Annotated in this window: 10 protein-coding genes; 4 read left to right on the top strand and 6 right to left on the bottom strand. The window is 64.1% G+C overall.

Going from position 1 to position 14,971, the window contains the following annotated elements; translation table 11 throughout:
- The first annotated feature begins 33 nt into the window (after window positions 1-33).
- Complete coding sequence (acnB, locus tag C163_RS08870) at window positions 34-2,643, top strand: bifunctional aconitate hydratase 2/2-methylisocitrate dehydratase (RefSeq protein ID WP_025338443.1); 2,610 nt, start codon at window positions 34-36, stop codon at window positions 2,641-2,643.
- A 175-nt stretch (window positions 2,644-2,818) separates the two neighbouring features.
- Here the strand turns inward: acnB and prpD are convergent, their stop codons facing one another.
- The 6 genes from prpD to C163_RS08840 all read right to left on the bottom strand — a co-directional run bounded on the left by prpD (window position 2,819) and on the right by C163_RS08840 (window position 11,458).
- Window positions 2,819-4,303, bottom strand: a complete 1,485-nt coding sequence (prpD, locus tag C163_RS08865; protein ID WP_025338442.1) for a 2-methylcitrate dehydratase — start codon at window positions 4,301-4,303, stop codon at window positions 2,819-2,821.
- Window positions 4,304-4,457: 154 nt separating this feature from the next.
- Window positions 4,458-5,648: a 2-methylaconitate cis-trans isomerase PrpF gene (gene prpF / locus C163_RS08860; protein WP_025338441.1), complete on the bottom strand. Its 1,191-nt coding sequence runs from the start codon at window positions 5,646-5,648 to the stop codon at window positions 4,458-4,460.
- Window positions 5,649-5,791: 143 nt separating this feature from the next.
- A complete protein-coding gene (gene acnD / locus C163_RS08855; RefSeq protein ID WP_025338440.1) occupies window positions 5,792-8,380 on the bottom strand; it encodes a Fe/S-dependent 2-methylisocitrate dehydratase AcnD in 2,589 nt (862 codons plus the stop codon).
- Between the two features lie 169 nt (window positions 8,381-8,549).
- Window positions 8,550-9,677: a 2-methylcitrate synthase gene (gene prpC / locus C163_RS08850; protein ID WP_013971911.1), complete on the bottom strand. Its 1,128-nt coding sequence runs from the start codon at window positions 9,675-9,677 to the stop codon at window positions 8,550-8,552.
- Window positions 9,678-9,854: 177 nt separating this feature from the next.
- Complete coding sequence (prpB, locus tag C163_RS08845; RefSeq protein WP_003259689.1) at window positions 9,855-10,745, bottom strand: methylisocitrate lyase; 891 nt, start codon at window positions 10,743-10,745, stop codon at window positions 9,855-9,857.
- Window positions 10,742-11,458, bottom strand: coding sequence for a GntR family transcriptional regulator (locus tag C163_RS08840; RefSeq protein ID WP_025338439.1), 717 nt, complete (start codon window positions 11,456-11,458; stop codon window positions 10,742-10,744). The genes prpB and C163_RS08840 overlap by 4 nt, the downstream gene beginning before the upstream one ends.
- A gap of 329 nt (window positions 11,459-11,787) precedes the next feature.
- Between C163_RS08840 and C163_RS08835 the strand changes: the two genes are divergently transcribed.
- From C163_RS08835 to C163_RS08825, 3 genes are read left to right on the top strand one after another with little or no spacing between them, the layout of a single operon-like run.
- On the top strand, window positions 11,788-12,324 hold the full coding sequence (locus C163_RS08835; protein ID WP_025338438.1) for an ATP-dependent zinc protease: 537 nt from the start codon (window positions 11,788-11,790) through the stop codon (window positions 12,322-12,324).
- A 5-nt stretch (window positions 12,325-12,329) separates the two neighbouring features.
- On the top strand, window positions 12,330-13,865 hold the full coding sequence (locus C163_RS08830; protein WP_025338437.1) for an inactive transglutaminase family protein: 1,536 nt from the start codon (window positions 12,330-12,332) through the stop codon (window positions 13,863-13,865).
- Entirely contained in the window at window positions 13,865-14,845 is a 981-nt protein-coding gene (locus C163_RS08825; protein WP_025338436.1) for an alpha-L-glutamate ligase-like protein, read from the top strand. Before C163_RS08830 ends, C163_RS08825 begins: the two co-directional genes overlap by 1 nt.
- Window positions 14,846-14,971 lie beyond the last annotated feature (126 nt).

Raw genomic sequence — 14,971 nt, 5'->3', positions numbered from 1 at the left:
CCCCTTTAGGGACCACTGATGAGGGAAATAACTGTGCTTGAAGCCTACCGCAAACACATCGAAGAGCGTGCCGCCCTGGGTATCGTGCCCCAGCCGCTGAACGCCGAACAAACTGCAGGCCTGGTCGAGCTGCTGAAAAACCCGCCGGCCGGCGAAGAAGCCTTCCTCGTAGACCTGATCACCAACCGCGTACCACCAGGGGTCGACGAAGCTGCCTACGTCAAGGCCGCTTTCCTCTCCGCCGTCGCCAAAGGCGAAGCCAAGTCGCCTCTGATCGACCGCAAGCACGCCACCGAACTGCTGGGCACCATGCAGGGCGGCTACAACATCGAAACGCTGGTCGCACTGCTGGATGACGCCGAACTGGGCGCCGTCGCGGCCGAACAGCTCAAGCACACCCTGCTGATGTTCGATGCCTTCCACGACGTGGCCGAAAAAGCCAAGGCCGGCAACGTTCACGCCAAGGCCGTGCTGGAATCCTGGGCTGCCGGCGAGTGGTTCACCTCGCGTCCGGCCATCGCCGACAAGTACACCCTGACCGTGTTCAAGGTGCCTGGCGAAACCAACACCGACGACCTGTCCCCTGCCCCGGACGCCTGGTCGCGCCCTGACATCCCGCTGCACGCCCTGGCCATGCTGAAAATGGCCCGTGACGGCATCGAGCCGCAGCAGCCTGGTTCGGTCGGCCCGCTGGCCCAGATCGAAGCCGTCAAGGCCAAGGGCTTCCCGGTTGCCTACGTCGGTGACGTGGTCGGTACCGGTTCCTCGCGTAAATCCGCCACCAACTCGGTGCTGTGGTTCTTCGGCGACGACATCCCGTACGTGCCGAACAAGCGCGCCGGTGGCTTCTGCTTCGGCACCAAGATCGCCCCGATCTTCTACAACACCATGGAAGACGCCGGCGCCCTGCCGATCGAATTCGACTGCACCAACCTGGGCATGGGCGACGTCATCGACGTTTACCCGTTCAAGGGCGAAGTGCGCCGTCACGGCAGCGACGAACTGGTCACCAACTTCGAGCTGAAAACCGAAGTGCTGCTGGATGAAGTCCGCGCTGGCGGCCGTATCCCGCTGATCGTCGGCCGTGGCCTGACCGAAAAAGCCCGTGCCGAACTGGGCCTGGGTGCTTCCGACCTGTTCAAGAAGCCGGAGCAGCCTGCCGATTCGGGCAAGGGCTTCACCCTGGCACAGAAAATGGTCGGCCGTGCCTGCGGCCTGCCAGAAGGCCAGGGCGTGCGCCCAGGTGCCTACTGCGAGCCGAAGATGACTACCGTCGGTTCCCAGGACACCACTGGCCCGATGACCCGCGACGAGCTGAAAGACCTGGCGTGCCTGGGCTTCTCCGCTGACTTGGTGATGCAGTCGTTCTGCCACACCGCGGCCTATCCGAAGCCGATCGACGTCACCACCCACCACACCCTGCCAGACTTCATCCGCACCCGTGGCGGCGTGTCGCTGCGCCCGGGCGACGGCATCATCCACAGCTGGCTGAACCGCATGCTGATGCCTGACACCGTGGGTACCGGTGGCGACTCGCACACCCGCTTCCCGATCGGCATCTCGTTCCCGGCAGGTTCCGGCCTGGTGGCCTTCGCCGCCGCCACCGGCGTCATGCCGCTGGACATGCCAGAGTCGATCCTGGTGCGCTTCAAGGGCAAACTGCAGCCAGGCATCACCCTGCGTGACCTGGTCCACGCCATCCCTTACTACGCCATCCAGAAGGGCCTGCTGACCGTCGAGAAGAAAGGCAAGAAAAACGCCTTCTCCGGCCGCATCCTCGAGATCGAAGGCCTGAACGATCTGACCGTCGAGCAAGCCTTCGAGCTGTCCGACGCCTCGGCCGAGCGTTCCGCTGCCGGTTGCACCATCAAGCTGCCAGAAAAGGCCATCGCCGAGTACCTGCAGTCCAACATCACCCTGCTGCGCTGGATGATCGGCGAAGGCTACGGCGATGCCCGCACCCTGGAGCGCCGCGCCCAGGCCATGGAAGCCTGGCTGGCCAAGCCTGAGCTGCTGTCGGCCGACGCCGATGCCGAATACGCCGAAATCATCGAAATCGACCTGGCCGACGTGAAAGAGCCTGTGCTCTGCGCGCCGAACGACCCGGACGATGCCCGCCTGCTGTCTTCGGTACAGGGCGAGAAGATTGACGAAGTGTTCATCGGTTCGTGCATGACCAACATCGGCCACTTCCGCGCTGCCGGCAAGCTGCTGGACAAGGTCAAGGGCGGTATCCCGACCCGTCTGTGGCTGGCTCCGCCAACCAAGATGGACGCTCACCAGCTGACCGAAGAAGGCTACTACGGCATCTACGGCAAGGCTGGCGCGCGCATGGAAATGCCAGGCTGCTCGCTGTGCATGGGTAACCAGGCACGTGTGCAGACCGGTTCGACCGTGGTCTCCACCTCGACCCGTAACTTCCCGAACCGTCTGGGCGACGCCACCAACGTGTACCTGGCATCGGCCGAGCTGGCTGCTGTCGCTTCGATCATCGGCAAGCTGCCGACCGTCGAAGAGTACATGCAGTACGCGAAGGACATCGACAGCATGGCTGCCGACGTTTACCGCTACCTGAGCTTCGACCAGATCGCCGAGTTCCGCGAAGCGGCAGCCAACGCCAAGATCCCGGTGGTTCAGGCGTAAGCTGAGTTGTAAGATGTAAAGGAAAGCCCCGGCAGAAATGCCGGGGCTTTCTTGTTTCAACCTGTACCGGCCTCTTCGCGGCTAAAGCCGCTCCCACAGGGACCCCACAGTTGTCGAGGGCTGCGCAGGACCTTGTGGGAGCGGCTTTAGCCGCGAAGAGGCCAGCACAGGCAACTCAGATCACGAACAGGTCGACAAACCTGTGCACCGCCATCTGTTCCAGCTTTTGCTGGTCCTTGCACACCTCAAGAATCTCCCCACACCGCTGCCGCGCAAAGCGCGTGGCCAGGTTGTCCCTGAACTTGGCCTCCAGCAACGGTATGCCCTCCCCTCGCCGCCGGCGATGCCCGATCGGGTATTCCACCACCACCTGCTCGGTACTGCTGCCATCCTTGAAGAACACCTGCAGCGCGTTGGCGATCGAGCGTTTGTCCGGCTCCAGGTATTCACGGCTGAAGCGTGGGTCTTCCACCACCTCCATCTTCTCGCGCAGGCGGTCGATACTGGGGTGGTTGGCATGGAAGGTGTCTTCGTAATGCTCGGCCACCAGATGACCGAAAATCAGCGGCACCGCCACCATGTACTGCAGGCAGTGATCGCGGTCGGCGGCATTGGCCAGCGGGCCGCTCTTGGAAATGATGCGGATCGCCGACTCCTGGGTGGTAATGACGATACGGTCGATTTCGTGCAGGCGGTTACGCACCAGTGGATGCAGGGTTACCGCTGCCTCGCAGGCGGTCTGGGCGTGGAACTCGGCCGGGAAACTGACCTTGAACAGCACGTTTTCCATCACATAGCTACCCAGGGCTTGCGGCACGCGCAGCTCTTGCTGCTCGGACGGCTTGAGCGCGAGGTCCTTGTTGGTGTGACTGAACAGCACATCGTAGAAGCCCCACTGCGGCGCAGTGAGCACGCCCGGCACGCCCATCTCGCCACGCAGGGCAATATCGGCCAGGCGCACGCCACGGCTGGAAGCATCACCAGCGGCCCACGATTTGCGCGAACCGGCGTTGGGCGCATGGCGGTAGGTACGCAGCGCCTGGCCGTCGACGAAGGCGTGGGACAAGGCGCTCAGCATCTGCTCACGGTTGGCCCCCATCAGCCTGGCGCACACGGCGGTGGAGGCTACCTTGACCAGTATCACGTGGTCGAGGCCAACGCGGTTGAAGGCGTTTTCCAGCGCCAGCACGCCCTGAATCTCGTGAGCCATGACCATGGCTTCGAGCACATCGCGCATCAACAGTGGCGTTTCACCTGCGGCCACGCGCTTCTGCGACAGGTGATCGGCAACCGCCAGGATGCCGCCGAGGTTATCCGAGGGGTGGGCCCATTCGGCGGCCAGCCAGGTATCGTTGTAGTCCAGCCAGCGCACCGTGCAGCCGATGTCCCAAGCGGCCTTGACCGGGTCCAGGCGATAGGCGGTGCCGGGCACGCGGGCGCCATTGGGCACCAGGGTGCCTTCCACCTGGGGGCCTAGCAGCTTGGTGCATTCGGGGAAGCGCAGGGCCAGCAGGCCGCAGCCGAGGGTATCCATCAGGCAGTTGCGCGCGGTGTCCAGGGCTTCGGCGGATTCGACCCGGTACGTGAGGGCGTAATCGGCGAGGGTTTGCAGCACCCGGTCGTAGTCCGGGCGGGCGTTGAGGTCTACGTTGGCGCTCATATCCAGCTCCCTTCAGAATTGCCGGGGCTGCTTTGCAGCCCTTCGCGACACAAGGCCGCTCCTACAGGTACCGCGCAAACCGTGTAGGAGCGGGCTTGCCCGCGAAGGGGCGCAAAGCGGCCCCAACGAACTAAAGCCGAGCGCCAGTGGTGCGTTAGAAGCTATCGCCAGGCACGCGAACCCAGCCCTCCATCAGCACGCGAGCACTGCGGCTCATGATTGCCTTGATCACTGTCCATTCACCATTCACCTGGCGCGCCTCGGCCCCCACCCGCAGGGTGCCCGAGGGGTGGCCGAAACGCACGGCGCTGCGCTCGCCCCCGCCTGCGGCGAGGTTGACCAGCGTGCCCGGAATGGCCGCCGCGGTGCCGATGGCCACCGCGGCCGTTCCCATCATTGCATGGTGCAGCTTGCCCATCGACAAGGCCCGTACCAGCAGGTCGATATCACCCGCCTGCACCGCTTTGCCACTGGACGCAGTGTAGGTGCTCGGCGGCGCGACGAAAGCCACTTTCGGCGTGTGCTGACGCCCGGCAGCCTGGTCGACGTTGTCGATCAGGCCCATGCGCACGGCGCCATAGGCGCGAATTGTCTCGAAGCGCAGCAGCGCCTGCGGGTCGCCGTTGATGGCGTCCTGCAGTTCGGTGCCGGTGTAGCCGATATCCGCCGCATTGACGAAGATGGTCGGGATGCCGGCATTGATCAGGGTCGCCTTGAACGTACCGACGCCCGGCACCTCGAGGTCATCGACCAGGTTGCCGGTGGGGAACATCGCCCCGCCGTCGCCATCTTCGTCGGCCGCCGGGTCGAGGAACTCCAGCTGCACCTCGGCGGCCGGGAAGGTCACCCCGTCCAGCTCGAAGTCGCCGGTTTCCTGCACTTCACCTTCGGTGATCGGCACATGGGCGATGATGGTCTTGCCGATGTTGGCCTGCCAGATGCGCACGGTGGCGATGCCGTTGCGCGGAATGCGCGCCGGGTCGACCAGGCCGCTGCTGATGGCGAACGAACCGACCGCGGCGGAGAGGTTGCCGCAATTGCCGCTCCAGTCGACAAAGGCCTTGTCGATGCTGACCTGGCCGAACAGATAGTCGACATCGTGTTCAGGCTTGATGCTTTGCGACAGGATCACGGTCTTGCTGGTGCTCGAAGTGGCGCCGCCCATGCCGTCGATCTGCTTGCCGTAGGGGTCGGGGCTGCCGATCACCCGCAGCAGCAGTGCGTCGCGGGCCGGGCCGGGGATCTGCGCTTGCTCGGGCAGGTCTTGCAGGCGGAAGAACACGCCTTTGCTGGTGCCGCCACGGATGTAGGTGGCGGGGATTTTTACTTGCGGTACGTGAGCCATGGATGTGGTCCTGTCTGAGATGCATATGGCCTCTGGGGCTGCTTTGCAGCCCATCGCGACACAAGGCCGCTCCTACAGGGATCTGGTAACGCTTGTAGGAGCGGCCTTGTGTCGCGATGGGCCGCAAAGCGGCCCCCCTACAATTAGGCGGTCGCTTCGAGGAAGTCCTGGGCGAAGCGTTGCAGCACCCCGCCAGCCTCGTAGATCGACACCTCCTCGGCGGTGTCCAGGCGGCAGGTCACTGGTACCTCCAGGCGCTCGCCGTTGGCGCGGGTAACCACCAGGGTAAGCGTCGCCCGCGGCGTACGCGCGCCGAGTACGTCATAGGTCTCGCTGCCATCCAGGCCGAGGGTCTTGCGGTCGGTGCCCGGCTTGAACTCCAGCGGCAGTACGCCCATGCCCACCAGGTTGGTACGGTGAATACGCTCGAAGCCTTCGGCGACGATCGCCTCGACACCGGCCAGGCGCACACCCTTGGCCGCCCAGTCACGGGACGAACCCTGGCCGTAGTCGGCACCGGCGACGATGATCAGCGGCTGCTTGCGATCCATGTAGGTCTCGATCGCCTCCCACATGCGGGTGACCTTGCCTTCCGGCTCGATACGCGCCAGCGAGCCCTGCTTCACGCTACCGTCTTCCTTGCGCACCATTTCGTTGAACAGCTTGGGGTTGGCAAAGGTAGCGCGCTGGGCAGTCAGGTGGTCGCCACGGTGGGTAGCGTAGGAGTTGAAGTCCTCCTCCGGCAGGCCCATCTTCGCCAGGTACTCGCCGGCAGCGCTGTCGAGCATGATGGCGTTGGACGGCGACAGGTGGTCGGTGGTGATGTTGTCCGGCAGCACTGCCAGCGGGCGCATGCCGCGCAGGGTACGTTCACCGGCCAAGGCACCTTCCCAGTATGGCGGGCGGCGGATGTAGGTGCTCATCGGGCGCCAATCGTACAGCGGCGCCACCTTCGGCCCACGGTCTTCCTCGATGGCGAACATCGGGATGTACACCTTGCGGAACTGCTCCGGCTTGACCGCAGCACGCACCACGGCGTCGATTTCTTCGTCGCTGGGCCAGATGTCCTTGAGGCGGATTTCCTTGCCGTCGACCACGCCCAGCACATCCTTCTCGATGTCGAAGCGGATGGTACCGGCGATGGCGTAGGCCACTACCAGTGGCGGCGAAGCGAGGAAGGCCTGCTTGGCATACGGGTGGATACGCCCGTCGAAGTTGCGGTTGCCCGACAGCACGGCAGTGGCGTACAGGTCACGGTCGATGATTTCTTGCTGGATCACCGGGTCCAGGGCGCCGGACATGCCGTTGCAGGTGGTGCAGGCGAAGGCGACGATGCCAAAGCCGAGCTGTTCCAGTTCCTTCTCCAGCCCGGCCTCCTCCAGGTACAGCTGCACGGCCTTGGAGCCAGGTGCCAGCGACGACTTGACCCACGGCTTGCGGGCCAGGCCCAGCTTGTTGGCATTGCGCGCCAGCAGGCCTGCGGCAATCACGTTGCGCGGGTTGCTGGTGTTGGTGCAGCTGGTGATGGCGGCAATGATCACCGCGCCATCTGGCATCTGCCCTGGCACTTCTTCCCAGCTGCCGGCGATGCCTTTGGCCGCCAGGTCGCTGGTGGCGACGCGGGCATGCGGGTTGGACGGGCCGGCCATGTTGCGCACCACGCTCGACAGGTCGAAGCTCAGGGTGCGCTCGTAGACTGCACCGCCCAGGCTGTCGGCCCACAGGCCGGTGGCCTTGGCATAGGTTTCCACCAGCTTGACCTGCTGCTCTTCGCGGCCAGTCAGGCGCAGGTAGTCGATGGTCTGCTGGTCGATGGCGAACATCGCCGCAGTGGCGCCATATTCCGGGGCCATGTTGGAGATGGTGGCGCGGTCGCCCAGGGTCAGGGCACGGGCACCCTCGCCGTGGAACTCCAGGTAGGCGCCGACGACTTTCTGCTTGCGCAGGAATTCGGTCAGGGCCAGCACCAGGTCGGTGGCGGTGATGTTCGGCGCCAGCTTGCCGGTCAGCTCGACGCCGACGATTTCCGGCAGGCGCATCCACGAGGCACGGCCCAGCATCACGTTCTCGGCTTCCAGGCCCCCCACGCCAATGGCGATCACGCCCAGGGCGTCGACATGCGGGGTGTGGCTGTCGGTGCCGACGCAGGTGTCCGGGTAGGCCACGCCACGGTCGTTGTGGATCACCGGCGACATCTTCTCCAGGTTGATCTGGTGCATGATGCCGTTGCCCGGCTGGATCACGTCGACATTCTTGAACGCCTTCTTGGTCCAGTTGATGAAGTGGAAGCGGTCTTCGTTGCGACGGTCTTCGATGGCGCGGTTCTTTTCGAAGGCCTGCGGGTCGAAACCGCCGCACTCGACGGCCAGCGAGTGGTCGACGATCAGCTGCACCGGCACCACAGGGTTGACCTGGGCCGGGTCGCCGCCTTTGTCGGCAATGGCGTCACGCAGGCCGGCGAGGTCGACCAGTGCGGTCTGGCCGAGAATGTCGTGGCACACCACGCGGGCCGGGAACCACGGGAAGTCGAGGTCGCGCTTGCGCTCGATCAGCTGGCCCAGCGAGGCGTCGAGGGTAGCCGGGTCGCAGCGGCGCACCAGGTTTTCGGCGAGTACGCGAGAGGTGTAAGGCAGGCCATCGTAGGCGCCGGGCTTGATGGCCTCGACCGCCGCGCGGGCATCGAAGTAGTCCAGGTCGGTGCCTGGCAGGTGCTTGCGGAATGCAGTGTTCATATCGTTATCAGGCTCGGTCACGGTATTCGGGGGCAGGTGCGGCTCAGGCCTTGGGGGCGCTACGCGCCCCTTTCGCGACACAAGGCCGCTCCCACAGGTACTGCGCCGTCCCTGTGGGAGCGGCCTTGTGTCGCGAAAGGGCTGCGCAGCAGCCCCAGCGATCTATGACTCAGCGCTGTTCGATCGGCACGAACTGGCGCTGCTCGACGCCGACATACTCGGCGCTCGGGCGGATGATGCGGTTGTTGGCGCGCTGCTCGAAGACGTGCGCAGCCCAGCCGGTCAGGCGCGAGCAGACGAAGATCGGGGTGAACAGCTTGGTCGGGATGCCCATGAAGTGGTACGCCGAGGCATGGTAGAAGTCGGCGTTGGGGAACAGGCGCTTCTGCTCCCACATGGTCTTGTCGATGGCTTCGGAAACCGGGTACAGCACCTTGTCACCCACTTCGTCGGCGAGCTGTTTCGACCAGCCCTTGATCACCTCGTTGCGCGGGTCGGACTCTTTGTAGATGGCATGGCCAAAGCCCATGATCTTGTCCTTGCGCTCGAGCATGCGCAGCAGCTCGGCAGTGGCTTCCTGCGGGCTCTGGAAGCGCTCGATCAGCTCCATCGCCGCCTCGTTGGCACCGCCATGCAGCGGGCCGCGCAGCGAACCGATGGCAGCGGTTACGCAGGAGTACAGGTCGGACAGGGTCGAGGCACAGACGCGGGCGGTGAAGGTCGAGGCGTTGAACTCGTGCTCGGCGTAGAGGATCAGCGACACGTTCATGACCTTGACGTGCAGCTCGCTCGGCTTCTTGCCATGCAGCAGGTGCAGGAAGTGGCCACCGAGGGTGTCTTCGTCGCTGGTGCAGTCGATACGCACGCCGTCGTGGGTGAAGCGGTACCAGTAGCACATCACTGCCGGGAACAGCGCCAGCAGGCGGTCGGTCTTGTCACGCTGGGCCTCGAAGGTCAGTTCGGGCTCCAGGGTACCCAGCACCGAGCAACCTGTGCGCATCACGTCCATCGGGTGGGCATCACGCGGGATGCGCTCGAGCACTTCCTTCAGGGCTTGCGGCAGGTCACGCAGGCCCTTGAGCTTGCGCTTGTAGTCGGCCAGTTCGGCTTTGCTCGGCAGCTCGCCGTACAGCAGCAGGTAGGCGACTTCTTCGAACTCGGCACCCGCGGCCAGGTCACGCACGTCGTAACCACGGTAGGTCAGCCCGGCACCGGCCTGGCCCACGGTCGACAGCGCGGTCTGGCCGGCCACCTGGCCGCGCAGGCCTGCGCCACTGAGTACTTTTGCTTCGGCCATGGTGTTTCTCCTTTCTTGAACTTGTTATGGAAATCTAGCTGGCTAATCAGTTTTGCCTGTGCCGGCCTCTTCGCGGGCACGCCCGCTCCTACAGGGACTGCGTGGCACTCCAGGCCTGTGGGGTCCCTGTGGGAGCGGGCGCGCCCGCGAAGAGGCCAGCCGCTCCAATAAAAGCCTTCAGCCCTTCTTCTGGGCAAACAGCGCATCGAGGCTCTGCTCGAAGGCGTGGTAACCAATGGCATCGTAGAGCTCCATGCGGGTCTGCATGGTGTCGATCACGTTCTTCTGCGTGCCGTCGCGGCGCAGCGCGGTGTACACGTTTTCGGCCGCCTTGTTCATGGCGCGGAACGCCGACAGCGGGTACAGCACCAGCGACACGTCGACCGAGGCCAGCTCTTCAGTGGTGTACAGCGGCGTGGCGCCGAATTCGGTGATGTTGGCCAGGATCGGAGCCTTCACCCGGTCGGCGAAGGTCTTGTACATCTGCAGTTCGGTGATGGCTTCCGGGAAGATCATGTCGGCACCGGCCTCGACGCAGGCGGCGGCGCGGTCCAGAGCGGCGTTAAGGCCCTCGACGGCCAGGGCATCGGTACGCGCCATGATCACGAAGCTGTCATCGGTACGGGCATCGACTGCGGCCTTGATGCGGTCGACCATTTCCTGCTGGCTGACGATTTCCTTGTTCGGGCGGTGGCCGCAGCGCTTGGCGCCGACCTGGTCCTCGATATGGATGGCGGCAGCGCCGAACTTGCTCATCGAGCGCACGGTACGGGCAACGTTGAAGGCAGAGGCGCCGAAACCGGTGTCGACATCCACCAGCAGCGGCAGGTCGCACACGTCGGTGATGCGGCGCACGTCGGTGAGTACATCGTCCAGGCCGCTGATGCCCAGGTCCGGCAGGCCCAGCGAACCGGCGGCGACGCCACCACCGGACAGGTAGATGGCCTTAAAGCCGGCGCGCTTGGCCAGCAGGGCATGGTTGGCGTTGATGGCGCCAACCACCTGCAGCGGATGTTCAGCGGCAACGGCGTCGCGGAAACGCTGACCGGGGGTGCTCTTCACAGTCATTTCTCACCTCGTGGGCTGTTGTTGTGGGCGTCCAGGTAATGACGCTCGATATTGCGCTTGGACGCGCCGATGTGGCGGCGCATCAGGAGTTCGGCCAGCTCGCCGTCACGGTCGGCGATGGCATCGAGAATGCGGTGGTGTTCGGCAAAGGCCTGGCGTGGCCGGTTGGGCGTGGCGGAAAACTGGATGCGGTACATGCGCACCAGCTGGTACAGCTCGCCGCAGAGCATCTTGACCAGGGTCTGGTTACCGCTGCCCTGGATGATCCGGTAATGGAAGTCGTAGTCGCCTTCCTGCTGGTAATAGCCAAGGCCGGCCTGGAACGCGGCATCGCGCTCGTGGGTGTCGAGCACCCGGCGCAGTTCGTCGATGTCGGCCTGGCTCATGCGTTCGGCGGCCAGGCGGCAGGCCATGCCTTCCAGCGATTCGCGAATTTCGTACAGCTCGATCAGTTCGGCATGGTTGAGCGACACCACCCGCGCCCCCACATGCGGCACGCGCACCAGCAGGCGCTGGCCTTCGAGGCGGTGGATGGCCTCGCGCAGCGGCCCGCGGCTGATGCCGTAGGTACGCGCCAGCTCCGGCTCGGAAATCTTGCTGCCGGGGGCGATATCGCCCTTGACGATGGCCGCCTGGATGCGCCGGAAGACGTTTTCGGACAAGGTTTCCGTTTCGTCTGCCAGCACCGGGCTGGGGGTGGATAGGTCCTGCATATTGTCGACACCTTGCAAATCTCTTTGCCAGAAATTAGCTAATTCGACCGCGGCAGTCAAAGACAAAATGAATATTGTCGACAATCGTCTAAGAACGAACTAATGCCAGCGCGGTGCTGTCAGATCGCGCACCGCTGGCGTCAAGGCGCCGGCGTGATAGAATGCCGCGCCTCCGATGGAGTATGGATAGCCTGTCTGTCATCCATTCATGCTGTTGACAGATGAACGAGGAAGCTTGCGCAGTCGCTGCCAGTCGCCTTGCCCTGAACACGGCTCTGAACATGGCTTTGAAAACAGCCCCGAACCTTGCACTGCACCGCGCCAGGAATATGAGACTTACACCCGCATTATTGCTGCTCTGCCTCACCCTGCTGCCGGCCCTTGGCCAGGCCGCAGGCAAGACCGTGTACGGTCTCAACGAATATGCACGCCTGGGCGACCTGGACCTGGAAGTGGCCGCCAAGCTCGACACCGGCGCCAAGACCGCGTCGCTCAGCGCCCGCGACATCAAGCGTTTCAAGCGCAACGGCGAAAGCTGGGTGCGCTTCTACCTGGCCATCGACGCCGCCCATTCGCACCCCATCGAACGCCCGCTGGCACGCGTAAGCAAGATCAAGCGCCGGGCCGGCGACTATGATGCTGAATCGGGCAAGGCCTACACCGCGCGCCCGGTCATCGAACTTGAAATCTGCATGGGCCAGGCCATGCGCACCATCGAAGTCAACCTCACCGACCGCAGCGCCTTCCAGTTCCCGCTGCTGATCGGCTCCGAGGCGCTCAAGCACTTCGACGCGCTGGTCGACCCAAGCCTTAAATACGCGGCCGGCAAACCTGCCTGTGCCACCGACGCTCCCAAAGCAGAGTAATCCCGATGCGCTCTCTTACCCTCCATCTGAAAGTCCTGATCACCGTGCTGGTGCTGTTGGGCGTGGCGGTCACGGCTTATCAGATCTTCGTACTCGGCATCCCGGTAACCGAGGATGAAACCGACGACCTGTGGAACATCGACGCCAAGGTCGAGTTCGTGGCCAGCACCAAGGACCCGGTCAAGGTGCAGATGTTCGTGCCACCGCTGAACCGCGACTACGTCAGCCTCAACGAGAGCTTCATCTCCAACAACTACGGGGTGAGCGTCAACCGTGCCGACGGCAACCGCAAGGTCACCTGGTCGGCCCGCCGCGCCAGCGGCAACCAGACCCTCTACTACCGCCTGGTGCTGACCAAGCGCTACAGCAACGAGAAGACCACGGTCAAAGGCCCGACCTTCCGTGACAGCCTGGCAGTGGAAGGCCCCGAGAAGATCGCCGCCGAGGCCCTGATGGCGCCGATCCGCCAGCACTCGGCCGACGTCGAGACCTTCGTCAGCGAGACCATCAAGCGGGTCAACAACCTCAACGACGACAACGTCAAGCTGCTGCTGGCCGGCGACACCACGGCCATGAAGAAGGCCCAGGTCATCGACCTGCTGCTGTCGATCGCCCACGTACCGATGGAGAAGGTGCACACCATCCGCCTGGTGGCCGACACCCCGCAAACCCCGGAACTGTGGCTGCGCAGCTTCAACGGTACCGACTGGCTGTACTTCAACCCGGACACCGGCGAGCAGGGCCTGCCCAGCGATCGCCTGCTGTGGTGGACCGGTGACGACAACCTGATCACCGTCGATGGCGGCAAGAAGGCCAACGTTACCTTCAGCATGAACAACAGCGAGATGAACGCCATCCGCCTGGCCAAGCTGACCGACGAGAATACCGACGCCGACTTCCTCGAATATTCGCTGTACGGCCTGCCGCTGCAGACCCAGCAAACCTTCATGATCATGGTGATGATCCCGATCGGTGTGCTGGTGATCCTGGTGCTGCGCAACCTGGTCGGCCTGCAGACCCTGGGTACCTTCACCCCGGTACTGATCGCCCTGGCCTTCCGCGAGACCCAGCTTGGCTTCGGTATCGTGCTGTTCACGGTAATCACCGCCCTGGGCCTGTCGCTGCGCTCGTACCTGGAACACCTGAAGTTGCAGATGCTGCCACGCCTGTCGGTGGTACTGACCTTCGTCGTGGTACTGATTGCCGCCATCAGCCTGTTCAGCCACAAGCTGGGCCTGGAGCGCGGGCTGTCGGTAGCGCTGTTCCCGATGGTGATCCTGACCATGACCATCGAGCGCCTTTCCATCACCTGGGAAGAGCGTGGCGGCGGCCATGCCATGAAAGTGGCCATCGGCACCCTGTTCGCCGCTTCCCTGGCGCACCTGTTGATGATGGTGCCAGAGCTGGTGTACTTCGTGTTCACCTTCCCGGCCGTGCTGCTGATCCTGGTGGGCTTCATGCTGGCGATGGGTCGCTACCGCGGCTACCGCCTGACCGAGCTCGTGCGCTTCAAGGCATTCCTGAAGAAGGCTGACGCCTGATGTTTGGCCTGATCAAGACGTGGAAAGCCCTGGAGGCCCGGGGCATCATGGGTATCAACCGGCGCAACGCGGACTACGTGTTGAAGTACAACAAGCGCCACCTGTACCCGATCGTCGACGACAAGATCATCACCAAGGAGCGCGCCCTGGCGGCCGGCATCCATGTGCCGGAAATGTACGGCATCATCGAGACCGAGAAAGAGATCGAGAAACTCCACCAGATCATTGGTGGGCGCAGCGATTTCGTCATCAAGCCGGCGCAGGGCGCCGGTGGTGACGGCATCCTGGTGATCGCCGACCGCTTCGAGGACCGTTACCGCACGGTGTCGGGCAAGATCATCAGCCACGAGGAAATCGAGCACCAGATCTCGAGCATCCTCACCGGCCTGTACTCGCTGGGCGGGCACCGCGACCGTGCGCTGATCGAGTACCGGGTCACCCCCGACCAGATCTTCAAGAGCATCAGCTACGAAGGCGTGCCGGACATCCGCATCATCGTGCTGATGGGCTACCCGGTGATGGCCATGCTGCGCCTGCCGACCCGCCAGTCCGGCGGCAAGGCCAACCTGCACCAGGGCGCCATCGGCGTGGGTGTCGACCTGGCCACCGGCGTGACCCTGCGCGGCACCTGGTTGAACAACATCATCAGCAAGCACCCGGACACCACCAACGCGGTGGATGGCGTGCAACTGCCGAACTGGGACGGCTTCATGAAGCTGGCCGCCGGCTGCTACGAGCTGTGTGGCCTGGGCTACATCGGTGTCGACATGGTGCTGGACCAGGACAAGGGGCCGCTGATTCTCGAGCTCAACGCCCGCCCCGGCCTGAACATCCAGATCGCCAACGACTGCGGCCTGACCCAGCGCACCCACGCCATCGAGGCGCACCTGGAAGCGCTGGCCAAGGATGGCATCAGCGAAGATGCCGAACAGCGTGTGCGGGTATCACAAGGCTTGTTCGGGCACGTGCACCCGCGCTGAAATCGCCAAGGGCCGCCTTGCGGCCCATTCGCAGCACAAGGCTGCTCCTACAGGATATCGCGTGATCCTGTAGGAGCAGCCTTGTGCTGCGAATGGGCCCCAAGGGCGAAACCCAGTGCTTGAATG

The organism is Pseudomonas sp. FGI182 (assembly GCF_000511325.1).
GTDB lineage: Bacteria > Pseudomonadota > Gammaproteobacteria > Pseudomonadales > Pseudomonadaceae > Aquipseudomonas > Aquipseudomonas putida_Z.
This window is presented reverse-complemented; position numbering and strand designations above follow the sequence as displayed.